Genomic DNA, 24,055 nt, shown 5'->3' with positions numbered 1-24,055 from the left:
AGCCCCCTCGCCCGCCACCGCCGGCTCCCGCTGATCCACGTCTTCGCACCGCCCGATCGAGAGGAATCCCGTTCCATGAGCAGCGCACGCACCGTCCACCACGTCCCCGGCGCCGACTTCCCGGCCTGGTACCCCAGCAGCTCCGTCGTCACGGCCGGCCCCTTCGCGTTCACCGCGTCGATGAGCGCCGTGGACTTCGAGCGGGGCGGTGTCGTACCGGAGGCCAAGCCGCAGCCGGGGCTGCCGTACTCCAGCGGCCACCCGGTCAAGCTGCAGGTGCGCGAGACCTACCGGCGGCTCGGCGCCGCCCTGGAGAAGGCCGGCTCCCGTCTCGACGGGGGCGTCTCGATCAACCAGTGGCAGCCGACGTACCACGGCGAGGTGGAGCGGCACGAGCCGCTCCGCGACCCCTACGACCTGTTCTGGGAGGACTGGCGCCGGGTCGCCCACGCCTACATCCAGAGCCGCGACGAGTTCCTGCTCTCGGACCGCCCGGCGAGCTGCCTGATGCCGATCGACCGGCTGATCTCCCCGGAGCAGCACATCGAGGTCCAGCTGGTCTCGCTGCTGGACGACTCGGGCATCACCAAGCGGGCCTACGCCCACGACGTGCACAGCCCGCTGGGCGGCTACTCCGTCGGCGTCGAGGCCGGGCCGTGGGTCTTCAGCGCCGGCTTCATCGCCACCGACTTCGAGTCCGGGCTGCATCCGAACGCCCGGGTCCCCCAGCACATCTGGTACGGGAACCAGGTCGCCCAGGAGACCGAGGAGACCCTCCGGCAGGTCCGGGTGACCATGGAGGCGGCCGGCGCGAGCTGGTCCGACGTGGTCAAGGTCGTGCTCTACCTGACCCCCGAGGGCATCCGGAACATGCCGGCCGTCGAGGAGGTCTGGGCACAGCAGTGGCCGGAGAACCCGCCGGCGCGCGCCGTCGTACCGTGCTCCGGCATCGGCGGCGTCAAGCACGGCAACGTGGAGATCTACGTCATCGTGGCCCGTCCCTCCGAGGGCGGCGAGCGCGACATCGTGCACACCGACCGGGCGCTCGCCCCGCTGGGGCACAGCGTCCAGGCCGTCCGCAGCGGCCCGCTGCTCTTCCTCTCCACCCAGCTCGGCCGCGACGAGCACGGTCTGTCGGCGCGGGCGGTCGCCCTGCGCGACGGCCTGCCGCAGGCCCGCCGCCACATCTACGACCAGGTACGACGCATCCACGAGGACGTGGCCGCGATCTGCGAGGCCGCCGGGACCTCGATCGACCAGACGGTGAAGGTCGACGCGTTCCTCTCCGACTTCGTCGACCTGCCGACGTTCTTCCAGGCGTGGGCCGACCCGTTCACCGACGGGCTCCCGGCGAGCGGCTTCTTCGAGGTGCCGCCCCGCTCGCAGGAGATCCCGGCGTGCGACATCAGCGTCGACCTCGTCGTGGCCGTCCCGGAGGGACGATGACCGCCACCGTGCCGGAGCTCTCCGGCGTACCGGTCGACTCCCGCGACGGGATGCGGATCCTCTGGGACGTCCCGATCACCATGGACGACGGCAACGTGCTGCGCGCCGACGTCTTCCTGCCCGCCGAGGACGGCGCCTACCCGACGCTGCTCAGCTACGGCCCGTACGCGAAGGGGCTGGCCTTCCAGGAGGGCTACCCGACGGCCTGGGAGACGATGGCCTCCCAGCACCCCGACGTCGTCGAAGGGTCCACCAACGCCTACCAGAACTGGGAGGTCGTCGACCCCGAGAAGTGGACCGTGCACGGCTACGCGATCGTGCGCGTCGACTCCCGCGGCTGCGGACGCTCGCCCGGCATCGTCGACCACTTCTCGCGGCGCGAGACCCAGGACTTCCACGACTGCATCGAGTGGGCCGCGGCCGAGCCGTGGTCGGACGGCAACGTCGGGCTCTCCGGCGTCTCCTACTTCGGCATGAACCAGTGGCTGGTCGCCGCCACCCAGCCGCCCCACCTCCGGGCGATCTGCGTGTGGGAGGGCGCGAGCGACTTCTACCGCGATGCCTCGCACCACGGCGGGATCCTCTCGACCTTCTGGCAGCACTGGTACGACAAGCAGGTCAAGTCGGTCCAGTACGGCCTGGGGGAGCGCGGACCGCGTCACCCCGTCACGGGGCAGCTGGTCTGCGGCGACGAGAGCCTCACCGACGAGGAGCTCGCCGCCAACCGGGTCGACTTCGGGGCCGAGGTCCGGGCACACCCGTTCATCGACGACTACCACCGCGACCGCACGCCGGAGTGGGACCGGATCACGGTGCCGCTGCTGACCGCGGGCAACTGGGGCGGCCAGGGGCTGCACCTGCGCGGCAACGTCGAGGGCTTCCTGCAGGCCGGCTCCGAGCGCAAGTGGCTCGAGATGCACGGGCTCGAGCACTGGACGACGTACTACATGGACTACGGCCGGGAGATCCAGCTGCAGTTCTTCGACCACGTCATCAAGGGCCTCGACAACGGCTGGGACCAGCGCCCGCCCGTCCAGCTCCAGGTGCGCCACATCGACGACACCTACGAGGAGCGGTGGGAGGAGGCCTGGCCGCTCCCCGCGACCCGGTGGACCGACCTGCACCTCGACCTGGGGAACGGCACCCTCGTCCCCGAGCCCGCCGCGGGCAGCCTGGCGTACGACGCCATGTCCGCCGGCGTCGCGTTCCGCACGGAGCCGTTCGCCGAGGAGGTCGAGCTCACGGGTCCGGTCGCGGCCGAGCTGCGGGTCTCCACGACCGCCGCCGACGCCGACCTGTTCCTCACGCTGCGGGCGATCGACCCCGACGGGAACCACCGCTCGTTCGTGGGCGCCGTCGACCCGCACATCCCCGCCACCCAGGGCTGGCTGCGGCTCTCGCACCGCGAGCTCGACCCCGAGCGGAGCACGCCGTACCGCCCGGTCCACACGCATGTCGCCGCCGCCGAGGTCGAGCCGGGCACGCCGTACGACGTCCAGGTCGAGCTGTGGCCGACCAGCCTGGTGCTCCCGGCCGGGTCTCGCCTGGAGCTCCTCGTGGGCGGTCGCGACTACGCCGACACGTCGCTCCCGCCGATCACCATGTCCAACTTCAAGAACCAGATGACCGGGTGCGGGCCGTTCCTCCACGACGACCCCGAGGACCGGCCGGAGGGGACGTTCGCCGGCACGGTGACGCTGCACGCCGGTGCGGAGGGCGGGTGCCTGCTGCGGCTGCCCGTCGTACCGAGGTGACCGACCGGCTCCGGCGCCTCGTCCCGGGGGAGCTCGACGTCGAGCAGGCCGCGCTGTACGACGCCATCGCCGGCGGCCCCCGCGCGAGCGGGCCCCAGCACTTCGCGCTGGCGGATGCGGTCGGAGCGCTGGAGGGGCCGTTCGGCCTGATGCTGCACGCGCCCGGGATCGGCGTTCCGCTGCAGGAGCTCGGGGCGGCGATCCGCTACCGGACGTCGCTGTCCGACCGGCACCGCGAGATCGCGATCCTGCTGGTCGCCGTGGCGACGTCGAGCGAGTTCGAGTGGCACGCGCACACCCGGGTGGGCCTCGCCGCGGGCCTGAGCGCGGACGAGCTGTCCGACCTCGCGGCGGGCTCGTTCGCGCCCCTGGACCCGGTCGAGGCGTCCGTCGTCGCGGTGTGCCGCGACGTCCTCGACGACGCCGTCCCCGACGAGCAGGAGTACGCCGCCCGCCGGGCGATCCTCGGCGAGCGGACCCTCCTCGAGCTGGTCGCCCTGGTGGGCTACTACCGGACGCTCGCCTCGATGCTCGCCTTCTTCACGGTCGCGACCCCGCGCGACGAGCGCTCGGCCGCGCTCCCGTCACTGCGACCGTGAGCGCGCTGTGGGGAAGCGTCACTCTCGGCTCCCGGTACTCACGGGCGGCGTGAGTGCCCGGACCCCCCTCGGGAGTGTTCGGTTGACCCCAACAAACGTGAGGCAGGTCGCGCCGGCGCCGCCGCGGCCCTCATGACCTCCCGCCCAGCTCCACCTGATTTCTCGCACACGCCGTTCCCCGGAGGGGCGATCTCGGGTCCGCCGTCCATGAGACGCGGTGGCTCTCCCACCATGCTCCGCCACCCCGCACCGCCAGCACCGATCACGGGCGATACGCCCGAAGGAGACGACATGAAGAAGGCACCGGCCCCGAGCCGTACCCGTTCGACCAGCACCGCGAGGCGGCGTGCCGCCGTACTCGGCGGGTCGGCCCTGCTGCTCCCCGTCCTGCTCGCCGCCTGCGGTGGCGACGACGAGACCGCGGCGGCCGCGGAGGACTGCGGCTCGACCGAGAAGGTCACGATCATGATGGGCACCAGCGACATGGACATCTCCTACGCGCCGTACGCCTCGCTCGCCGACGAGCTCGGCTACTTCGCCGAGGAGTGCCTCGACGTCACGGTCACCACGACCGGCGGCTCGACCACCACCGCGCAGGCCGTGATGAGCGGCGTGGCCGACATCGCCATCCAGACCCCCGACTCGATGATCGCGGCGGCGAACACCGAGCGCCTGCCGATCAAGATCTTCCACAACCTGCTGCCGCGGTCGTCGTACGAGATCGCGGTCAAGCCGGGCGCGGGCGTGGCCGCCGACGACGACCTCGCGGGCAAGGTCGTCGGCTTCCCGATGATCTCCGACTCGATCGTCGGCTACCTGAGCACCCGGATGAAGGAGGCGGGCGCGGACGTCAAGACCGTCAAGCAGGTCGCCACCGGCTTCGGGGCGACGTCGGCCGAGTCGCTGGAGAAGGGCGAGATCGACGCCTTCGTGGGCTGGCCCGGCATGTGGGCCGCCTTCGAGAACGCCGGCTACGAGTTCGACATCCTGCCCGCCCCCGAGTGGCAGAACGACTACTACGGGATCGGCCTCGGCGCGACCGACGAGTACATCGAGGCGAACCCCGAGATCGTCGAGGGTGTGAGCCGCGCGGTCGCGCGCTCCACGGTCTTCCTCAAGGAGAACCCCGACGCCGCGGTGAAGCTGTTCTGGGAGGAGTACCCGGAGCGCGCCCCGCTGCCCGGTGACGACGAGGACAAGGCCTTCGACGACACCCGGGCCGTCCTGCAGGCCACGATCGACACGATGCGGCTCGACGACTTCGAGATCGACCACACCTGGGGCGTGCAGGACGCCGAGGCCTGGACCGGCCAGATCGAGTACAACCGCCAGGTCGGGCTCGTGACCAAGGAGCTCGACCCCGCCGACTTCTTCACCGACGAGTTCAACGAGGCCGCCAACGACTTCGACCGCGCCGAGGTCGTCGAGCGCGCCGAGGAAGGTGCCTGACCATGACCTCGGCGCCGGCCGAGACCCAGGTCCTCCGCGGCGAGAGCATCACCATCGACGGGGCGGGCAAGTTCTTCCGCACCCGTGACGGCTCCGGGATCCACGCGCTCACCCCCACGGACCTCCAGATCGAGGCGGGCAGCTTCGTCTCGGTGCTCGGGCCGAGCGGCTGCGGCAAGTCGACCCTGATGCGGATCATCGCGGGACTCACCTCGGCCAGCACCGGCCGGGTGCTGATCGGCGACGACGTCGTCGACGGCCCGAGCCCCAAGATCGGCATCGCCTTCCAACAGTCCGTGCTGCTGCCCTGGTACACCGTCGAGCAGAACGTGCAGATGCCGGCGCTGCTCGCCAAGCAGCGCTCCAAGGCGGAGATCGTCCAGCGTGCCGACGAGCTGCTCGAGATGGTGCGGCTCGGCGGGTTCGGGAAGAAGTACCCGACCGAGCTGTCCGGCGGGATGCAGCAGCGGGTCGCGATCGCGCGCTCGCTGGTCAACTCGCCGCCGATCATCCTCATGGACGAGCCCTTCGGAGCCCTCGACGCGCTGACCCGCGAGGTGATGAACGACGAGCTGCTCCGCATCTGGGAGCACACCGGGGCGACGGTCATCTTCATCACCCACGACATCGGCGAGGCCGTCTACCTCTCCGACCGTGTCCTCACCATGTCCCCGCGGCCGGGCCGGGTCATCAGCGACATCGCTGTCGACCTGCCCCGGCCCCGGGGCGAGGCGACCCGCAGCGACGCGAGGTACGTCGAGCTCACCGCCCATCTGCGCACGCTGATCGAACACTGAGGGACCCAGCCATGACCACCAGCCAGATCACCGCGCCGGACTCCAGCACGGGACCGGCCCCCGACGGCAGCACCGCCGTACCGGGTCCTCCGCCGAGCCGGCGACGGTTCCGCCCCCGCGCCGTCCTGGGCCACGCGGCCTTCGTGGTCGCGGAGTTCGCCATCGCCATCGGCCTGTGGGAGCTGCTCGTCCGGATCACCGGCGTCAGCGAGCGCGTCGTGCCCGGACCGGGAGAGGTCTTCTCCTCCCTCAAGAGCCTGATGCAGTCCGGGTTCGTCGTGGACGCCACCTGGGTCACCCTTCAGGAGACGCTGTACGGCTTCGCCATCGGCGCGGCGCTCGGCATCGGCCTCGCCGTGCTGATGACCGAGGTGCCGGTGCTCTACCGGGTCCTCAACCCGTTCATCGTGGCGTTCCAGGCGATGCCCAAGATCGCCATCGCGCCGCTGCTGCTCATCTGGTTCGGCTTCGGCATCACCTCGAAGGTGGTGCTGGTCGTGGTGATGGTCTTCTTCCCGATTTTGGTCAACACCTACGCCGGGCTCAACAGCGTGCGGCCCGAGCAGCTTGACCTGATGAAGGCCTGCCGCGCGAACCGTTGGGAGACCTTCCGGCGGGTGCGCTTCTACGCCGCGCTCCCGTTCATCCTGGCCTCCTTCGAGGTCTCGCTCGTCCTCGCCCTCACCGCCTCCGTGGTCGCGGAGATCCTCGGCTCCGGCACCACGATCGGGCTCGGCACCTTGCTGCAGCTGTTCAACTCGCGCATCGACATGGCCGGCATGTTCGCCACCGTCGTGATCCTGTCGGCGCTCGGCATGGCCCTCTACGGCCTCGTGAAGCTGCTGTCCCGCTACCTCCTGCGCTGGAACGTCACCAACGGCGACTGACCCGCGCCACCACTTCTCGAAAGGACACCGACATGGCCACCGGACTGAAGCAGCGCGGCCGCGCCGACTTCAACTTCCTCGCCGACCTCGCCCGCTGGTCGGGCACCAGCCTCCAGAGCGCCGCCGAGCAGGACTTCGACCGGCTCATCGAGCGCGACGCGCTCCCCGAGGGCATCCAGCACCAGATCCGCGCCGTCACCAAGGTGATGGAGGCGGAGTCGAAGGTCTACCAGTGGGACCGCTTCTACACCCGCTTCTGCGCCGAGCAGCAGTTCCGCTCGGCCCTGCTGGCCTACGAGGACGGCGAGCCGGAGATCCTCGCGGAGTACGAGAAGTACGCCGACCAGGGCGGCACCGTGCACCTGAACCCGGACGTCGAGACCCCGTCGTACTGGTCCGACACGGAGTTCCACCTGGCCCCCGGCGGCTGGGAGGGTCACCCGCGGATGGGCTTCATGATCCACGACTACGTCTACGACCTGATCTTCTCCACCGGCGGCGTCGGCGCCGTCCGCGCCGGCGAGAAGTTCACCGACGCCCGGGTCACCACCGCCCAGGGCGGCCTGAAGGACCACTACGACGAGATCCTGTCGCTCGGCGTCGGCACCGGCCGGTCCGCCGTGTCCATCCAGCAGGTCTACCCCGACGCCAAGATCACCGGGGTCGAGCTCGGGCAGACCGAGCTGGAGCACGCCAAGCTGGTCGCCGCCCGGCACGGCTACTCGTGGGAGCTCCACCAGGCCGCGGCGGAGAACCTGCCGTTCGAGGACGAGAGCTTCGACCTGGTCACCGCCTTCATCCTGTTCCACGAGGTCCCCGTCCCGGCGGCGAAGCAGATCCTCGCCGAGGCGTACCGCGTCTGCCGTCCCGGCGGCGAGGTGCTGATCGGCGACGTGGCGCCGTACAAGGACCAGGCCTCGCTGTTCCGCTGCATGGTCCTGGACTGGGAGACCGAGAACCGCGAGGAGCCGTTCTGGCGCGGCTCGCTGCTCGCCGACCGGCCCGGCCTGGTCCGCGACGCGGGCTTCGAGCAGGTCGAGGAGTTCGGGGCGTCGTACCCGTGGGTCACGCGCGGCGTGAAGCCGACGCGATGACCCCGACGAACAGCAGCACCGACGAGAGGAAGACGACCATGGAGAGCCCCCAGTACCTGCACGCGTCCAGCACCGACGACCTCGCCCGGATGGTCACCGGGCTCACCGAGGAGCTCTGGGTGCTCCGCGACCGGGTGATGCTGCTGGAGCGCGCCGTCGTGGACGCGGGCGTGCTGGCCGCCGACACCGTCGACGAGCTGGTCCCCGACCAGGAGCTCGCCGAGCTGCTGGCCACCGAGCGGCTGCGCCTGATCCGGCGCGTGCTGGGCGCCCCGCTGGTCGACCGTGTCTGACCACCCGGGCGGGCGCGTCCTCCTGCGCCCGTCCTGGGTACTCCTCCCGGACGGCTCGGTCGCCGCGGACACCGCGGTCCTGGTGGTCGGGTCGCGGATCGAGGCGGTGCTGCCGGCCGCGGCGACGGACGGGATCGATGCCGAGCGCGTCGACCTCCCGGGTCACCTCCTCGTCCCCGGGCTGGTGAACCTGCACACCCACGTCGGGGCGGGACCGATCGGGCGGGCGGTGTCGGAGGACTTCCCCCTGCCGGCCGGGATGCCCTTCTACGTCCCGCTGTCGCGGCTGTGGCAGCACGCGTACGACGAGTCCGTGGTCGAGCGGTACCGCTCGATCGTGGAGTGGGACCTGCTCGGCATGCTCCGGACCGGCACCACCACGGTGCTCAACCACGCGTCGACCGACACCGAGGGCTACCTCGAGCTCGCGCTGCGCGCCGGGGTGCGGACCTTCGCGGGCCCCACGGTGCCGATGGACGTCGCGCACCGCCTCGGTCGGCTCGAGGCCGGGACCACCCGGCGCGACGACTCGACCACGTCCGACGTCCAGGCGGCCCAGCTGGCCGGGTTCCGGGACCTGGCCGAGCGCTGGGAGGGCCGGGCGGACCGGATCACCCTGGTGCTCGGCCCGGCGGCGGTGCACGCCGTCGACCTCGGGGTCCTCGAGGCCGTCGCCCAGCTGTCGGCCGAGCTCGGCAGCCGGGTGACCACCCACCTGTGCCAGGCGCCCGGAGAGCTGGCGGAGACCGACCGACGGTACGGCCTCACCCCGCTCCGGGTGCTGGAGAAGGTCGGCCTGGCCAACGAGCGGCTGGTCGCGGCCCACGGCACGTACCTCCCGGAGGAGGATCTCGAGCTCGCGGCGAGCGCCGGTATCACCGTCGTGCACTGCGCCTCGCGCAAGGCCAAGGAGGCCGTGGTCTCGCCCTCGGTCGCCTTCCGGAAGGCCGGGGTCCGGGTCGGGCTCGGCACCGACGGCTTCAGCTGCGACATGGTCGAGGAGCTGAAGTTCGCGGCGGTGCTGGGCAAGATCGGCACCGCGCGCACGGACTCGCCGACTGCGGCCGGCGTACTCCACGCGGCGACGGCCACCAATGCCGACGCGCTCGGCCGCGACGACCTCGGGCGGATCCGGCCCGGTGCGCTGGCCGACCTCGTCGCCGTCGACCTGCGCGGTCCCGCGGTCGCGCCGGTGCTCGACCCGGTGCAGTCGCTGGTCTACTACGGCAACGGCCGCGACGTGAGGTTCTGCATGGTCCACGGCGAGACCGTGGTCCGCGACGGACGCGTGCTCACCCTCGACGAGGACCGCGTCGGTACGGCGGCCGCGGACGCCCTGGGCTCGATCTGGGCCGAGGCGATCGAGCGCGGGCTGCTCGACGACGTACTCCGGGCTCCGTCGGGCCTGGTCCTGCCGGTGGAGCCGCGTGCCTGACCTTCTCGCGAAGCTCGCCGAGCACGGCGTACGCCGTCCGGACCAGGTCGCGCTCGTCGACCCGTCCGGCGTCGAGACCACGTGGGCCGAGCTCGACCGCCTCGTCCAGGGCCTCGCGGGCGGCCTCGTCGACCGGGGATGCCGACCGGGACAGGGCGTCCTGGTCGGCGTCTTCGAGGGCGCGTCCGCGGTGCTGGGGTACCTGGCCGCCCAGGCGGCGGGTCTGGTGCCGGTCGTGGTGGGCCCGGGGGCGGGACCGCACGTGCCGGCGATCGTCGACGGCCTCGACGTGGTCGAGGCGGTGGTCGGCCCGGAGCTGGCCGATGCCGCGCGGCGGACCTCCGTCCGGGTGCTGACCCCCGAGGACCTCCTCGCGCTCGACGCGGCACCGGTGATCCGGGTCGACCCCCGCCCGGACCGGCAGATGGGCGCCGTCCAGTTCTCGACCGGCAGCACCGGGGTGCCCAAGGGCGTCGTGCGGACGGTGGCCGGCGAGCACGCCGACGCGGTCGGACGCGTGCTCTCGATGGGGCTCCGAGCGGGGGACGCCTGGCTCTCGCTCGCCGCCACCAACTCCAACATCGCGATCGGCGCCCTGCGCTGCGTCCTCCTGCTCGGCGGGACGCTGGCGCTCACCGGTCGGACCGACCCGGCTTCGCTCGTCGACGCCTCGCGCGGCGGCGTCCAGGTCTTGGCGCTGCAGCCGCACGACTGGCGTGCGGCCCTCGCCGAGGGCGCGGTCGGGACGCTGGTCGACCGTGGACTCCGCGTCGCCGTGATGACCGGTGGGCACGGCGACCCCGACACGCTCCGCGGGCTCGAGACGGCCCTGGCCGGGCGGGGCGACGTCCTCAACATCTACGGCCTGACCGAGGTCGGCAACGTCGCGGTCGCCTCCGCGACGACCCGGCACGGAGCGGGTCCCTGCCACGTCGGCGTACCGCAGCCGCTGCTCGACGTCCGTGTCGAGGGCGGCGTCCGGGGCGAGGTGCTGGTGCGCGGCGCGGCCGTCGCGGAGCGCTACCTGGTCCCGGAGGGCGAGAGCCTGCGCAGCGTGTCGACGCTCCGCGACGGGTGGCTGCCCACCGGCGACCTCGGCGCCTTCGACGGCCGCGGCGGGCTGGACCTGCTCGGCCGGCTGCGCGACGTCGTCCGGGTCGCGGGCCGCGAGCTCGTGCCCCGGGAGCTGGAGCTCGCGGTGACCGCCGCGACCGGCCTGCCCGAGGCCGTGGTGCTGCCCGGCGCCGACGACGCCACGGTGCGTCTCGTGCTGCCCGTGCCCGCGCTCGACCCCGCGACGCTCTCCCGGGTCCGGTCCGCGCTGCCCGCCGTGCCCGCGCGCTGGGAGGTCGTGGCCTGCCCCGACCTCCCGCGCAACTACGGCGGCAAGACCGACCGCACCCGACTCGCGGAGGCGGCCGGCGCCGACTCCGCGGTCCTCGATCTCCGCGCCCCGGCCGGAAGTCCGTCCCCGATGAAACAGGAAGAGGAACAGCCATGACCTCCTTCGTCCCCGCAGACCAGCACTCGGCCCTGGGCAGCGCCCTGGGCCTCGCCGGCCGCACCGTCGTCGTCACCGGCGCCACCAGCGGCATCGGCCAGGCGGTCGCCCTCGGCCTGGGCCGGCTCGGCATGCGCGTCGCCGGCGTCGGGCGCCGCGCCGAAGCCCTGGAGAAGACGAGCGCCGCGGCCGCCGAGCAGGGCGTGACCTTCAGCGCGCACGCGGCCGACGTGACCGACGAGGAGGCGATGGCCGCGGTCATGGCCGACGTCGTCGCCCAGCACGGCGGTCTCGACGCGGTCGTGGCCAACGCCGGCATCGCCCACGTGGAGCCCGCCGCCGACATGCCGATCGCGGCGTTCCGGTCGGTGCTCGACACCAACGTCACCGGCGCGTTCATCACCGCGCGGGCGGCGTACCGCCACTTGGGCCGCGGGGGAGCGGTCGTGTTCACCAGCTCCAGCTTCGCCCGGCGCGGCTTCACCGACTGGTCGCCGTACAACGCGAGCAAGGCGGCGGTGGGCATGCTCGTCGAGACCCTGGCCCAGGAGTGGGCGGGCCAGGGCGTCCGGGTCAACGCCCTCGCCCCGGCCGCCACCCTGACCGACGTCAACCGCTCCCTCTTCGAGGACCCGGAGTTCACGGCGGGCGTCGTCGCGGGCATCCCCGGCGGCCGGATCATGGACACCGAGGAGTTCGTCCTCCCGGCCGCGTTCCTGCTCAGCCCGCACAACGAGATGCTGCTGGGCCAGACCCTGTTCGTGGACGGCGGGCAGTCCCTCTGAGCGCGCCGGACGTCGACCTGGTCGTCGCCGGCGCCGGGGGCGGCCTGGTCGGAGCGCTCCGGGCCGCCCACCTGGGACTCGAGGTGCTGCTGGTCGAGGCGAGCGAGCACTACCGGCAGGGCAACAACACCTCGATGTCGACGGCGATGATCCCCGGCACCGGCACCCGCTGGCAGCGCGAGCTGGGGGTCGAGGACTCCCCGGACACCTTCGCCGCCGACGTCGAGGCGAAGACCAAGGGCACCGGCGACCTGGCCCTGGCGAGGGCGCTCGCCGAGGCCAGTCCGCGGATGCTCGAGTGGCTGGCCGACGACGTCGGCGTCCCGCTCTCGCTCGTCACCGACTTCGGCTACCCGGGCCACTCGGCGTACCGCTGCCACACGGTCCCGGACCGGCACGGCTCCACGCTGCTCGGGCACCTGGTCCGGGCGGCGGCGGCCGAGCCGCGGATCCACCAGCTGGTCCCCGGCCGGGTGAGCGGCGTGGAGCCCAACGGTCGCTCGGCCACCGTCACCGTGACCCGTCCCGACGGCGGGGAGGAGCAGGTGAGCGCCGGGGCGGTCCTGCTGGCCACCAACGGGTTCGGCGCCGACCGCGACCTGGTCGCGCGGCACCTGCCGGAGATCGCCGACGCGGTCTACCACGGCAGCGAGACCTCCCGCGGGGACGCCCTGCGCATCGGCGACGGGCTGGGCGCCGCGTCGGCGTACCTCGACGCCTACCAGGGGCACGCGGCGCTGAGCGAGCGCGGCGCCACCCTGGTCGGCTGGGCGACGGTGATGCACGGCGCGGTGCTCGTCGACCTCGACGGGACCCGGTTCGGCGACGAGACCGTCGGCTACTCCGAGTACGCCGCCGCCCTCGCCTCGCGTCCCGGCGCCGGCGGCTGGCTCGTGTACGACGAGCGGGTCCACGAGGCGTGCCTGCCGTTCAAGGACTACCGCCAGAGCGTCGAGGTCGGCTCGCTCGTGCGCGCGGCCGACGTCGCCGAGCTGGCCTCCCGCACGCGGATGCCCGAGGCGGCCCTGGCGGCCACCCTGACGGCGGCCCGAGACGCTGCGTCGGGCGCGGCTCAGGACGCCTGGGGTCGGACGCACTTCGAGGCGCCCCTGGACCCGCCGTACGTCGCGGCCCGCGTGGTGCCCGCTCTCTTCCACACCCAGGGCGGCCTGGTCGTCGACGGCCACGCCCGCGTGCTCCGCCCCGACGGCGACCCGATCGACGGTCTCTACGCGTCCGGTGGCGCGGCCGCCGGGATCTCGGGCCACGGCGCCTCGGGCTACCTCGCGGGCAACGGCCTGCTGACGGCGCTCGGGCTCGCGTTCCTGGCGGCGGAGCACGTCGCTGCCCGGAGCGAAGCCGCCGTCCCGATCTGACGGATCCATCGCCCGCACGAAGCACGACACCCCCGCCGGAACCCGGCGGGGGTGTCGTCGCAGGTCGGAGCGCTAGAACAGTGCCAGCGCATCCGCCGCTCGGGAGACCGCCTCGCGGCGCGTCTCGTCGGGGTCGGAGCGTCCGACATTGAGCAGCCCCGCCAGGGAGTCTTCGGCCGTGTAGACCTCGTAGAGGACATCGGCGACCTCGTCGGCGCTGGCATCGGCCAAGTCGCAGGCGACGAGCAGGTCTGCGAGGTCGTCCTCGTCCTTCGGTCGCCAGGCGACCAGCTTCATCGCTAACAGATGCCGGGCTGGAGCGATATGGACAGTCAGCCCTTCTCGCGCCGGCCCGGCGCACGCGCACTCGGGCCGCGGCGGAACCCAGGATCCGGCACTCGAGTTGAGCCACGTCATCGACAGGCCGCGTTCGACGGCGATCTCCCGTGCGACCTGGTCGGCCGCCACGACCGACCGGGCCACGTCGACATCCGGGGTCGCGACGGAGCGCCCGTGCGCGAGCAGGAGAGCAGAGCCGCCGACGACGTAGAGGCTCACCCGTGCCGAACGAGCAGCCAGCCGGGCGTCGAGGTCGCCGAGCAGATCGACGACCGAACCTGCATCGAGTTCCTTCAGCGGTCCCGGCGCCCAGCGCGGTGCCGGGAAGTCACCCGACGCGCACAGAGGACATTGCCACGGTTGGGTCACGCGACGGCGAGCGCGGACTCGGCGAGGAGGATCCCCTTGTCGGCGAGCCACGAAGGCGTCGTCTCGCGGATCTCGTCCTCGCTCTGACGACCCTTCGCCGGGATCCACTCCTCCTCGAGAGGCTCAACGTGTGCCCACGATGGCGCAGGGCGACCAGCGGTGGTGAACTCGTGTTCGACGAGCGCTGCGAACAGCGTGTCCCAGCGCTTCTCGCCGATAGTGGCCTTGGCGTCCCAGGCGTCCGCCAGGTGTGGCCGGTTCTCCAGAGTGTCGCGCAGGCGATCGCGCGCCTCGAGTGCAAACCGAAGGACTCCGGACGCTCTCTGAGCGGTTTCGAGAGAACAGCGAAGCGAGGCTGCGCAGTCAAGAGGGGAGGGGATGTTCTCCTCCCGGGCGGCGCACAGAGCGTTCCCGATGCGCTGGCACTTCATCAGCAGTGGAGCCGAGGGCGCCGTGTCCCCGTGCAGGTAGGCCGACATCCGCGAGGGTGATGTGCCGATGGCCCTGGCGAAGTCACGCTGCGTGAGGCCGCTCGAGCTGATCGCCGCGCGCAGGGCGTCGACGACAGCCTGCTGATCAGCGTCGAGGGCGCGTTCTGAGGTCATGGATCTCGTCCAGGTTTCGTCGGGAAGTTCTCAGATCAGAGAATATCTGGAGTCCGGCGGCCGGGCAACAGAGAGAGGTGCTCGGATGATCGGAGCGAGCCGGCCCGGGCTCCCGGACCAGGTTCATCTGCGCGGGCGAAGTGCGCACGTGTCGCGATCCTGCGCCTTGTGAAGCGCAATGAGGGTGGCAAGTGAAAGGCCCCCGCCGGACTACCGGCGGGGGCCTTTCCGCAGGTCGGAGCCCTGCGTTGCTCGGTGGGCAGGGGCGGGGTCGAACCGCCGACCTATCACTTTTCAGGCGATCGCTCGTACCAACTGAGCTACCTGCCCGAGCGACAGCCACCTTACATGGGGCGGCGGGGCGGTGCCGAATCAGCATCATCCCCGGCCGCGCCCTATGCTGTGCGAGCAGTCCAGGCCCCCATCGTCTAGCGGCCCAGGACCCCGCCCTTTCACGGCGGTAGCACGGGTTCGAATCCCGTTGGGGGTGCCACTCACGTGTCCGATCAGTCGCCGATTGTGAGGACTCCAGATCCGTGGGTTAGAGTTCCATCGCTTCGCCGCGCAGGACTGGCGAAGACACACCTGGCCCCGTAGCGCAGTTGGTTAGCGCGCCGCCCTGTCACGGCGGAGGCCGCGGGTTCGAGTCCCGTCGGGGTCGCCGACCAGAAGCCCGGATCATCATGATCCGGGCTTCTGTCATTTCCCTGCCTTGGCGCCGGCGGGCAGACTGACGCGGTGCCGATCGAGATGGACCCCGAGCGCTTCGACGAGCTCGTCGACGCGGCTCTCGACGACATCCCCGACGAGCTCGCCCGGCTGGTGCGCAACGTCGTGGTCCTGGTCGAGGACGAGCCGCCCGAGGGCGAGCCCGACGACCTGCTCGGCCTGTACGACGGCGTCGCCCTGACCGAGCGCGACAGCGGCACCCTGATGCACCTGCCCGCCCGGATCTTCATCTTCCGCGGCCCGCTGCTCGACATGTGCGAGAGCGAGGAGGAGCTGATCGAGGAGGTCCGGATCACCGTCGTCCACGAGGTCGCGCACCACTTCGGCATCGACGACGCCCGGCTGCACGAGCTGGGCTACGCATAGGGACGGCGCGTCGGTCGGGCTTGTTGCTTCATCACGGTATGCAGGCGAGTCGGCGAGCCTGCCGGCTCATCACGGTATGCAGATGAGCTGTCGCTTCCCGTGGTGGGTACGCCGTGGTCAGTGCGAGCTCGTCTGCATACCATGATGAACCTGGGGCGCCCGGGACGAGACCCACCCCCACCCCACGCTAGGAACCGACCCAGAACCCCAGTGCACACGCGCCCATGGCGAGCACCGTGGTCACCACGACGTACGCCGTCCCGCGCCGTGGCCCCAGGCCGTGTGCCTGGACGGCGAAGGCGGAGTACGTCGTGAACCCGCCGCAGAAGCCGGTGCCGAGCAGCGCCGCCAGCTGGCCCGAGACGGACAGGGCGGCGAGGAGCCCGAGCAGCAGCGAGCCGAGCACGTTGACCGCGAGCGTGCCGCGCGGGAACCGGCCGTCCCACCGCTGCGCGACGACGTAGCGCAGCGACGAGCCGGCGGCGGCGCCCAGGGCGACCAGCAGGCCGGTCATGCGCCTGTCGCGAGTCGGCGACCAATGGCGACGGCGGCGACACACGCCAGCGCCGACCCGACCAGGTAGGCGAGCGCGGTCGCGACGTGGCCGTCCGCGAGCAGGGAACGGGACTGCTCGGCGAGCGTCGACAGCGTCGTGTAGCCCCCGAGCAGGCCCGGGCCGAGCCCGGCCAGCAGTACCGGGCGGCGGCGTACGGCGCCGAGCCCGAGCACCAGCGCGAGCAGCAGGGAGCCCGACACGTTGATCGCGAAGGTCGTCCACGGGAAGCCGGACTCGTCGGGGGCCAGCTCGCCGAGCCCCCAGCGCAGCATCGCGCCGACGGCGCCCCCGATCGCCACCGCGCCGACGGCGCGGGGGTCGGGGCGGCTCACGAGGCGGTGCTCTGCCGGTCCGAGCCGGTGCTGGCGTCGATCCAGGCGAGCGGCGGCTCGCCCCGGCCCTGTCGGACGAACTCGCCGAGGTACCACTGCTGGAAGTCGCGCTGCTCCTGGGTGCGGGCCAGCGACAGCAGTCGCTCCTGGCGGCAGAACTCGTCGGCCAGGTCGAGCATCTCGATGAACCGTTCCATGGTCCGGGTGCTCTCGCGCGAGGTGATCATGTCGACCTCGGTCTCGGCGACACCCTCGGCGGCCGCGCTCTCGAGCTGGTCGGGGCCGATCCCCTCGCGCAGCTGGCGCTCGAGGGAGCCGAACAGGTCCGAGAGGTCCTTGGCGAGCGGGTAGTCGCTCTCGTGCGCGAGCGCCAGCAGCCGCACCTCGCGCCGGAGCTCGCGGAAGTGCCGCTGGAAGGCGACGTACAGATCCAGGGGTACGCCGCGGATCCGTACGCCGACCGGGTCCTCGGGGGTCGCGTTCAGCGGGTCCTCGTCGCCGGTGATCAGCCCGGTCACGCCGTCGTCCTCGGCGAACGTGCCCGCGGGGGCGAACCAGACGGTCTTGCCGTCCACCTCGATCTCCGCGCCCCAGGCGTCGGAGCAGCGGGCGACGATGCTCAGACCCCGCCCGAAGGTCAGCAGCAGGTCGTCCTCCTCGTCGGGAGCACTCGTCGGCAGCAGGGGCCGCTCCCGCGAGCCGTCACGGACCTCGACGCGCGGGTGCTCCCGGGTGCCGCGCACCCGCACCTGGATCGGCGCGGTGGCGTGCAGCAGCGCGTTGGTCACCAGCTCCGAGACGCCCAGCTCGGCACACTCGACCAGATCCGACCGGCCGATGTCGTGGCAGGTGCTGACGACCCAGCGCCGCGCGTCCTGCACGCCACGGGGGCCAGCGCCCAGCGACAGGGCAGGCCGGTTCAGCGGCACGGGCGGAGCTCCTGGGACAGGCCGAGACGGGACGGGGACATGCCATTCTCGGCCCGCATACCCCCGATCGGGGGGAGGCAAACGCAAAGGTTGGCAAGGAACTTCTGCGGTCCTCAACTCGGGGGCCGATGGTGAACCACGATATCGATTGGGTACGGCGTGGGTGGCCGTGTGACGCTCCCCACTTCGCGAGCCCACCCGACGGGGCAGGGGGTTGGGGTACCCGGCAGGGGAGCGGGACAATGGCAGCACCGGATCGGGCCCGGCTGGGCTCGATCCTCGACCGACACGCAGGAAGGCTCGTGATGGCATCGCCTGACCACCCCCGCGACGCTCAGGAGCACGCCGGCCGGCACCGGGTCGTCGTGGTCGGCTCCGGCTTCGGCGGCCTCTTCGGGACCAAGGCGCTGCGTCGCTCCGACGTCGACGTCACCATGATCGCGAAGACGACCCACCACCTCTTCCAGCCGCTGCTCTACCAGGTCGCGACCGGCATCCTGTCCGAGGGCGAGATCGCGCCACCGACCCGCGAGATCCTCTCGGGCCAGGCGAACGCGCAGGTGCTGCTCGGCGCGGTCACCGCCATCGACCTGGAGAAGCGGCTCGTCACCTCGCACGTGCTCGGGCGCGAGAGCGTCACGCCGTACGACTCCCTGATCGTGGCGGCCGGTGCGGGCCAGTCGTACTTCGGCAACGACCACTTCGCCGAGTTCGCGCCGGGCATGAAGAGCATCGACGACGCCCTCGAGCTCCGCGGCCGCATCTTCGGCGCCTTCGAGGTGGCCGAGCTCGGCGCGCAGCGCGGGGAGAACGTCGACCATCTGCTCACCTTCGTGGTCGTCGGCGCGGGACCGACCGGTGTCGAGATGGCCGGCCAGATCGCCGAGCTCGCGCACCGCACGCTCAAGCGCGACTTTCGGGCGATCAACACCCGCACTGCGCGCGTCGTCCTCGTCGACGCCGCGCCGCAGGTGCTGCCGCCGTTCGGTCAGAAGCTCGGCGAGAAGTCCAAGAAGGAGCTCGAGAAGCTCGGGGTCGAAGTCGTCCTCGGCGCGATGGTGACCGACGTCGACGAGCGCGGCATCGAGATGAAGTTCAAGGACGGCCGCGCGGAGCGGATCGACACCGTCACCAAGATCTGGGCGGCCGGCGTCCAGGCGAACCCGCTCGGCCGGACCCTGGCGGAGCAGACCGGTGCCCCGCTCGACCGCGCCGGCCGGATCGGCGTCAACCCCGACCTCACGCTGCCGGGGCACCCCGAGGTCTTCGTCGTCGGCGACATGATCGCCCTCGACAACCTGCCGGGGGTGGCGCAGGTCGCGATCCAGGGCTCCAAGTACGCCGCCAAGGTCATCGACGGCCGGGTGAAGGGCAAGGCGCCGCTGCCGCCGTTCAAGTACTTCGACAAGGGCTCGATGGCGATCATCAGCCGCTTCCGCGCGGTGGCCATGGTCGGCAAGCTGCGCATCTCCGGCCTGGTCGCCTGGCTGATGTGGCTCGGTCTGCACCTCGTCTACATCACCGGCTTCAAGAGCCGGGTGACGGCGCTGATCCGCTGGGCCGTCTCGTTCATCGGTCGCGGCCGGTCCGAGCGCACCACCACCGAGCAGCAGATCTTCGCGCGCAGCGCGCTGGCGAGACTCAAGGGCGGCGCGACCGACCTCGTCTCCCAGCCGGGGGCGTACGACGCCGCGCGCGAGCTGCTGGAGACCTCGCGACGCGAGGAGCTGGAGGCGCAGGCGGCCGAGGAGGCCCGGCTCACCGACTCCGGCCAGCGCGGCGCCCACCTCGGCGAGCGCGCCGGCTGACCTAGCTACTCGAAGTACGACGGCGTCGGCTTGCCGTCGTCGTCCTGGGCCTCGATCGCCTCGCGTGCCCAGCGCGGCAGGATGAAGACGCCCTCGGCCTCGACGGTGACGCCGTCGGGGCCGAGGATGTGTCCCTTGGCCCAGGTCTTCACGCCCTCGACGCGATCGATCCAGGCCTCGGCGCGCAGGTCGCCGAGCGGGGTGCCCTGCCGGTAGGTCAGGGTCAGCGTGCCGGTCATGCCCGGCTTGCCGCCGGCGCCCGCGGCCTCGCCGAGCAGCTGGTCGAGGATGAGCGCGGAGACGCCTCCGTGCACCAGGCTGGGCGGTCCCTCGTACGCCGCGCCGAGGTGGAAGTCCGACCACGCCCGTCCGGAGGGATCGTGCTCGATCACCAGCGGCGGCGCGGCCGGGTTCCGCAGGCCCACCACCGTGTTGCCCCACGGACGGCCCCGACCGGTCCGGCTGAAGCGGACGCCGTACGGCCCGTCGAGCTGGTGCTCGCGCAGGCGCGCGGTGATCGCCTCGATCTCGGCTTGGGCGCGCCGGATCTCGTCGTCGTCGACCAGGGTGCGGATCGTGACGTCGACCAGCTCCCGCACCGACTGGGTGAAGGGGCCGTAGAGCGAGCGCTGGCGCTCGAGCTCGTCCTCGGAGATGTCGTCCTGCACGTAGCCGCTCACGGGCAGGAGTCTAGAACACGTTTCAGTTAGATCGGATTCCGAAGGTGTTCGTGCGCTCAGGCGCACATCCGGAGGTCGAGCGGGCCGATGTCGACGGATTCCGCTCCGCGGATGCCTCGGATTCCCTAGACTCGCCCACCGACATGCGGTGGCGGAGGGAACTGGAATTGGGGAACGCAGCGGGCTCGCGCCGGCAAGTGCCGGAGGCGGTGGCCACGGACGCGCCGCGACCCTCGGAGCCGGCGAGCGGAGCCGACCGGGAGGTCGACGACATCCGGATGCTCCTGCGGGAGCTGCGCCTGCGGCGCCAGCTGCGCGCCGCTCGGAAGTAGGCCCGCCCGGGCCGAAGTCGGCCCGAGAGCGGACGCGGTCGCATCCGACCTGATTGGATGGGCCAGGACGTAGCGCATCCCCGTCGTACGGGACCGTCCCGACCCCGATCCTTCCGGAGTGCCCTTGACCGAGCAGGCCGTGTCCGCACACACGCCCGCCTATGCGGCCGCGGACCTGACCAACTGCGATCGCGAGCCGATCCACATCCCCGGCGCGATCCAGCCGCACGGCGTCCTCCTGGCGGTGGACGCCGAGGACTGGCGGGTCGTGATGGCGTCGGACAACGTCGCGGCGATGCTCGGCGTGGACCTGGAGTCGGTCCTGAGGACGCCGCTGTCCTCGCTGCTGGGGGCCGGGGTGACGGAGTCGATCCGGGCGTCGGTCGAGGGCGAGCGCGCCGAGGTGCTGCACCTGTACGTCGAGGAGCTCACGACCCGTGACGCGGGCCTGCCGGCGTACGTCGACGCCGCCGTGCACCGCTCCGGCGACCGGGTGGTCGTCGAGCTGGAGCCCGCCGACGGACCGGACGCCGCTCTGCTGAGCTACCGCGTCGCGCGGGGCGCGATGCAGCGCCTGGCCCGCACCACCTCGGTCGTCGGGCTCTCCGAGGGCCTGGTGAACGAGATCGCCGACCTGACCGGCTTCGACCGGGTGATGGTCTACCGCTTCGACGAGGACTGGAACGGCGAGGTGATCGCCGAGCGCCGGCGTCCGGACCTCAACCCGTTCGTCGGCCTGCACTACCCGGCGACCGACATCCCGGCCCAGGCGCGCCGGCTCTACACGGTCAACTGGATCAGGCTGATCGCCGACATCTCCTACACCCCGGTCCCGATCGTGCCGGTGCTCGACCCGGCGACGGGCAGCCCGCTCGACCTGTCCCACTCGACGTTGCGCAGCGTCTCCCCGATCCACGTCGAGTACCTCTCCAACATGGGGGTGACCGCCTCGATGTCGGTATCCCTGGTGGTCGACGGCGAGCTGTGGGGGCTGGTCGCCTGCCATCACTACTCGGGGCCGCACGTCCTGAGCCTCGACGTCCGTGCGGCGTCCGAGTTCCTCGGCCAGGTCGCCTCGCAGCTGGTGGCCGAGCGCGAGCGGGCCGACGACCGCGACGAGGTGCACCGGGCCGAGGAGCTGCTCGCGGAGGTGCAGGCCGCGACCTCGGCCGCCCGGGCGCCCCTGGAGACGCTGATGGAGAGCCCGGCGCTGACGGAGCTGATGGGCGCCGGAGGCGTGGCGCTCTGCTTCGACGGGCGGGTGACCACCCTGGGCACGGTGCCGGACGAGGCGTCGATCCGGCGGATCGCGGAGCTGCTGCGCCGGCCGGAGAGCCACCCGGGGTCCAGCTCGCACCTCGCGGCGCTCGACCCGGCCCTGGAGGCGGTGGCCGACACGGCGGCCGGTGCGCTGGTGATCGGGTCCGCCCCGGACCGGTGGCTGTGCTGGGTGCGTCCCGAGCTCCCCGAGGTCGTCGACTGGGGCGGGGACCCCACCAACAAGCAGCTCGCGCTCGCCGAGGATCCGCAGGTGCGGCTGAGCCCCCGCAAGTCGTTCGAGAAGTGGCAGCAGGTGGTGCGCGGTCACAGCGAGGGCTGGCGACCGTGGCACCTCGACCACGCCACCGCGCTCGCGAGCCACCTGGCCAGCCTGCTCTACGCCAACTCCCGCGAGCAGGTGGACATGGCCGAGGCGCTCCAGCGCAGCGTCATCCCGTCCGAGACGCCCCGGGTCGCCGGCCTGGAGATCGCGGCCCGCTACCTCCCGGCGGCCACGTTCCAGCTGGGCGGGGACTGGTGGGACGCGTTCGAGCTGCCCGGGGGCCGGATGGCGTTCGTGGTCGGGGACGTCGCCGGCCACGGCGTCGCGGCCGCGACGACGATGACCCAGCTGCGGGCCGCGGTCCGTGCCCACCTGTTCGGCGACGAGTCGCCGGCGGTCGTCCTGGACCGCACCGACCGCTTCATGGACGGGCTGTTCGAGCAGCTCATCGCCACCGTGGTCGTCGGCACCGTCGAGCCGGCGACGGGCCGCGTGGTGCTGTCCGCCGCCGGGCACCCGCCGCCCCTGCTGATCGAGGACGGGGTGGTGAGCGAGCTGCACGTCGCCACCCGACCGGTGCTGGGGCTCGGCGTCTCCGAGGCCGGCGAGACCGAGTTCGTCCTCACCCGCGGCTCGACACTGCTGCTCTACACCGACGGCCTCGTCGAGCGGCGCGGCGTCGACCTCGGGACGTCGCTGGCGGGGCTCGCCGACATCGCCGGCACGGGCCCCGGACCCGCCGGCATGGAGGACTGGGTGGACGGCATGCTGCTCGCCGTCCCCGGCGCCCGCGACGACGACACGACGGTGCTGGCGATCAGGGTCAGTCCGGGCGCCGGACCGGGCGTCAGTCCGGCAGGCTGACGACCGCGCCCTGGTCGGTGGTGTCCAGGCCGCGGGCGATGACCAGGCGCTGGATCTGGTTGGTGCCCTCGAAGATCTGCATCACCTTGGCCTCGCGCATGTAGCGCTCGACGGGGAAGTCCTTCGTGTAGCCCGCGCCGCCGAGAACCTGGACGGCGTCCGTGGTGACCCGCATGGCCTGGTCGGTCGCGACCAGCTTGGCGACCGAGGCCTCGCGGGAGAACGGCAGCCCCGCGTCCTTGAGGCGGGCGGCGTGCAGCGTGGTCGCCCGGGCCGAGGCGACCGCCGCCTCCATGTCGGCCAGCAGGAAGGACAGCCCCTGGTGGTCGATGATGCGCCGGCCGAAGGTGGTGCGCTGCTGCGCGTAGGCGACCGCCGCGTCCAGCGCGCCCTGCGCGAGGCCGGTGGCGACCGCGGCGATGCCGAGCCTGCCGGAGTCGAGACCCGCCAGGGCGATCCGGAGGCCCTCGCCCTCGGCGCCGAGGCGCCGCTCGACCGGGACGCGTACGCCGTCGAAGCGCATGGTGGCGGTCGTGGAGCCGGTCAGCCCCATCTTGTCCTCGGGCTTGTCGGCGGTCAGGCCGGGGCTGTCGCCGGGCACGAGGAAGCAGGAGATGCCGTCGCGCCCGCCCGGGCTCTCGGAGGTGCGGGCCATGACCTTGTAGAAGTCGGCCTCGCCGCCGTGGGTGGTCCAGGCCTTGGCGCCGGAGATGACGTACTCGTCGCCCATCAGGCGGGCGGTCGTGGTCATCGCGGCGGGATCCGACCCCGCGTGCGGCTCGGAGAGGCAGTAGGCGCCGAGCAGGTCGCCGCCGAGCATGTCGGGCAGCCAGCGCTGCCGCTGCTCGTCGGTGCCGCGCGTCACGAGCCCGAAGCACGACAGGGCGTGCACGGAAGTGCCGACGCCGACGCTGGCCCACACCGCCCCGATCTCCTCCAGCACCTGCAGGTAGACCTCGTACGGCAGACCGCCACCGCCGTACTCCTCGGGGTAGGGGAGGCCCAGCAGGCCGGTGCGGCCGAGCATCCGGAACACGTCGCGGGGGAACTCGCCGGCGGCCTCGGCCGCGGCGGCGCGGGGCGCGAGCTCGTCGGCCGCGATCCGGCGTACCAGCCGGACCAGGTCGACGGCCTCCTCGGACGGCAGCACACGACGAGCGCTCACGGTTCTTCCTCTCGGTTCGGCG

Annotated in this window: 23 protein-coding genes and 3 tRNA genes; 18 read left to right on the top strand and 8 right to left on the bottom strand. The window is 72.3% G+C overall.

Going from position 1 to position 24,055, the window contains the following annotated elements:
- The first annotated feature begins 75 nt into the window (after positions 1–75).
- The 12 genes from VMF51_RS16100 to VMF51_RS16045 all read left to right on the top strand — a co-directional run bounded on the left by VMF51_RS16100 (position 76) and on the right by VMF51_RS16045 (position 13,416).
- Positions 76–1,446 carry a RidA family protein gene (locus VMF51_RS16100; RefSeq protein ID WP_325475467.1) on the top strand — a complete coding sequence of 457 codons (1,371 nt, stop codon included), beginning with the start codon at positions 76–78 and terminating at the stop codon, positions 1,444–1,446.
- On the top strand, positions 1,443–3,200 hold the full coding sequence (locus VMF51_RS16095; protein ID WP_325475466.1) for a CocE/NonD family hydrolase: 1,758 nt from the start codon (positions 1,443–1,445) through the stop codon (positions 3,198–3,200). The genes VMF51_RS16100 and VMF51_RS16095 overlap by 4 nt, the downstream gene beginning before the upstream one ends.
- Entirely contained in the window at positions 3,167–3,799 is a 633-nt protein-coding gene (locus VMF51_RS16090) for a carboxymuconolactone decarboxylase family protein (protein ID WP_325475465.1), read from the top strand. The genes VMF51_RS16095 and VMF51_RS16090 overlap by 34 nt, the downstream gene beginning before the upstream one ends.
- Positions 3,800–4,090: 291 nt before the next feature.
- On the top strand, positions 4,091–5,248 hold the full coding sequence (locus tag VMF51_RS16085) for an ABC transporter substrate-binding protein (RefSeq protein ID WP_325475464.1): 1,158 nt from the start codon (positions 4,091–4,093) through the stop codon (positions 5,246–5,248).
- A 2-nt stretch (positions 5,249–5,250) separates the two neighbouring features.
- Entirely contained in the window at positions 5,251–6,045 is a 795-nt protein-coding gene (locus tag VMF51_RS16080) for an ABC transporter ATP-binding protein (protein ID WP_325475463.1), read from the top strand.
- 11 nt (positions 6,046–6,056) lie between these two features.
- Positions 6,057–6,932, top strand: a complete 876-nt coding sequence (locus VMF51_RS16075; protein WP_325475462.1) for an ABC transporter permease — start codon at positions 6,057–6,059, stop codon at positions 6,930–6,932.
- A gap of 32 nt (positions 6,933–6,964) precedes the next feature.
- Positions 6,965–8,026 (top strand): class I SAM-dependent methyltransferase, encoded by a 1,062-nt coding sequence (locus VMF51_RS16070; protein ID WP_325475461.1) that lies wholly within the window; start codon positions 6,965–6,967, stop codon positions 8,024–8,026.
- A 38-nt stretch (positions 8,027–8,064) separates the two neighbouring features.
- Positions 8,065–8,319: a hypothetical protein gene (locus VMF51_RS16065; protein ID WP_325475460.1), complete on the top strand. Its 255-nt coding sequence runs from the start codon at positions 8,065–8,067 to the stop codon at positions 8,317–8,319.
- Positions 8,312–9,754 carry an amidohydrolase family protein gene (locus VMF51_RS16060; protein ID WP_325475459.1) on the top strand — a complete coding sequence of 481 codons (1,443 nt, stop codon included), beginning with the start codon at positions 8,312–8,314 and terminating at the stop codon, positions 9,752–9,754. Before VMF51_RS16065 ends, VMF51_RS16060 begins: the two co-directional genes overlap by 8 nt.
- Positions 9,747–11,255 (top strand): class I adenylate-forming enzyme family protein, encoded by a 1,509-nt coding sequence (locus VMF51_RS16055; RefSeq protein WP_325475458.1) that lies wholly within the window; start codon positions 9,747–9,749, stop codon positions 11,253–11,255. The genes VMF51_RS16060 and VMF51_RS16055 overlap by 8 nt, the downstream gene beginning before the upstream one ends.
- Entirely contained in the window at positions 11,252–12,040 is a 789-nt protein-coding gene (locus tag VMF51_RS16050) for an SDR family oxidoreductase (protein ID WP_325475457.1), read from the top strand. The genes VMF51_RS16055 and VMF51_RS16050 overlap by 4 nt, the downstream gene beginning before the upstream one ends.
- On the top strand, positions 12,037–13,416 hold the full coding sequence (locus VMF51_RS16045; protein WP_325475476.1) for an FAD-dependent oxidoreductase: 1,380 nt from the start codon (positions 12,037–12,039) through the stop codon (positions 13,414–13,416). Before VMF51_RS16050 ends, VMF51_RS16045 begins: the two co-directional genes overlap by 4 nt.
- A 72-nt stretch (positions 13,417–13,488) precedes the next feature.
- Here the strand turns inward: VMF51_RS16045 and VMF51_RS16040 are convergent, their stop codons facing one another.
- The 3 genes from VMF51_RS16040 to VMF51_RS16030 form a co-directional block, all read right to left on the bottom strand.
- Positions 13,489–14,124, bottom strand: coding sequence for a hypothetical protein (locus VMF51_RS16040; protein WP_325475456.1), 636 nt, complete (start codon positions 14,122–14,124; stop codon positions 13,489–13,491).
- Positions 14,121–14,729: a helix-turn-helix transcriptional regulator gene (locus tag VMF51_RS16035; protein ID WP_325475455.1), complete on the bottom strand. Its 609-nt coding sequence runs from the start codon at positions 14,727–14,729 to the stop codon at positions 14,121–14,123. The genes VMF51_RS16040 and VMF51_RS16035 overlap by 4 nt, the downstream gene beginning before the upstream one ends.
- A 256-nt stretch (positions 14,730–14,985) precedes the next feature.
- Positions 14,986–15,059, bottom strand: a tRNA-Phe gene (locus tag VMF51_RS16030).
- A gap of 87 nt (positions 15,060–15,146) precedes the next feature.
- Between VMF51_RS16030 and VMF51_RS16025 the strand changes: the two genes are divergently transcribed.
- The 3 genes from VMF51_RS16025 (at position 15,147) to VMF51_RS16015 (ending at position 15,824) form a co-directional block, all read left to right on the top strand.
- Positions 15,147–15,222, top strand: a tRNA-Glu gene (locus VMF51_RS16025).
- A gap of 94 nt (positions 15,223–15,316) precedes the next feature.
- A tRNA-Asp gene (locus VMF51_RS16020) sits at positions 15,317–15,390 on the top strand.
- Positions 15,391–15,467: 77 nt separating this feature from the next.
- Positions 15,468–15,824 (top strand): metallopeptidase family protein, encoded by a 357-nt coding sequence (locus VMF51_RS16015; RefSeq protein ID WP_325475454.1) that lies wholly within the window; start codon positions 15,468–15,470, stop codon positions 15,822–15,824.
- Positions 15,825–16,011: 187 nt separating this feature from the next.
- Here VMF51_RS16015 and VMF51_RS16010 read toward each other — a convergent pair whose 3' ends face one another.
- Genes VMF51_RS16010 through VMF51_RS16000 form a run of 3 tightly spaced genes read right to left on the bottom strand, consistent with a single transcriptional unit; the run spans position 16,012 to position 17,641 of the window.
- Positions 16,012–16,338, bottom strand: a complete 327-nt coding sequence (locus VMF51_RS16010) for a fluoride efflux transporter FluC (RefSeq protein ID WP_325475453.1) — start codon at positions 16,336–16,338, stop codon at positions 16,012–16,014.
- On the bottom strand, positions 16,335–16,712 hold the full coding sequence (locus VMF51_RS16005) for a fluoride efflux transporter FluC (protein WP_325475452.1): 378 nt from the start codon (positions 16,710–16,712) through the stop codon (positions 16,335–16,337). Before VMF51_RS16005 ends, VMF51_RS16010 begins: the two co-directional genes overlap by 4 nt.
- Positions 16,709–17,641: an ATP-binding protein gene (locus tag VMF51_RS16000; protein WP_325475451.1), complete on the bottom strand. Its 933-nt coding sequence runs from the start codon at positions 17,639–17,641 to the stop codon at positions 16,709–16,711. The genes VMF51_RS16005 and VMF51_RS16000 overlap by 4 nt, the downstream gene beginning before the upstream one ends.
- 305 nt (positions 17,642–17,946) lie before the next feature.
- Between VMF51_RS16000 and VMF51_RS15995 the strand changes: the two genes are divergently transcribed.
- Complete coding sequence (locus VMF51_RS15995) at positions 17,947–19,449, top strand: NAD(P)/FAD-dependent oxidoreductase (protein ID WP_325475450.1); 1,503 nt, start codon at positions 17,947–17,949, stop codon at positions 19,447–19,449.
- A 5-nt stretch (positions 19,450–19,454) separates the two neighbouring features.
- On the opposite strand, the gene VMF51_RS15990 is transcribed toward VMF51_RS15995, so the two are convergent.
- A complete protein-coding gene (locus VMF51_RS15990) occupies positions 19,455–20,129 on the bottom strand; it encodes a PaaI family thioesterase (RefSeq protein ID WP_325475449.1) in 675 nt (224 codons plus the stop codon).
- A 209-nt stretch (positions 20,130–20,338) separates the two neighbouring features.
- On the opposite strand from VMF51_RS15990, the gene VMF51_RS15985 reads away from it, so the two are divergent.
- Together VMF51_RS15985 and VMF51_RS15980 are read left to right on the top strand one after the other, a co-directional pair.
- Positions 20,339–20,461, top strand: coding sequence for a hypothetical protein (locus tag VMF51_RS15985; protein ID WP_325475448.1), 123 nt, complete (start codon positions 20,339–20,341; stop codon positions 20,459–20,461).
- A 118-nt stretch (positions 20,462–20,579) separates the two neighbouring features.
- On the top strand, positions 20,580–22,868 hold the full coding sequence (locus tag VMF51_RS15980; protein ID WP_325475447.1) for a SpoIIE family protein phosphatase: 2,289 nt from the start codon (positions 20,580–20,582) through the stop codon (positions 22,866–22,868).
- On the opposite strand, the gene VMF51_RS15975 is transcribed toward VMF51_RS15980, so the two are convergent.
- On the bottom strand, positions 22,852–24,033 hold the full coding sequence (locus VMF51_RS15975) for an acyl-CoA dehydrogenase family protein (protein WP_325475446.1): 1,182 nt from the start codon (positions 24,031–24,033) through the stop codon (positions 22,852–22,854). The genes VMF51_RS15980 and VMF51_RS15975 overlap by 17 nt on opposite strands.
- Positions 24,034–24,055 lie beyond the last annotated feature (22 nt).

It is taken from the genome of Nocardioides sp., assembly GCF_035503875.1.
Lineage (GTDB): Bacteria > Actinomycetota > Actinomycetes > Propionibacteriales > Nocardioidaceae > Nocardioides.
Note: the sequence above shows the minus strand (reverse complement) of the source record. Positions and strands in the feature narration are given on the sequence as shown.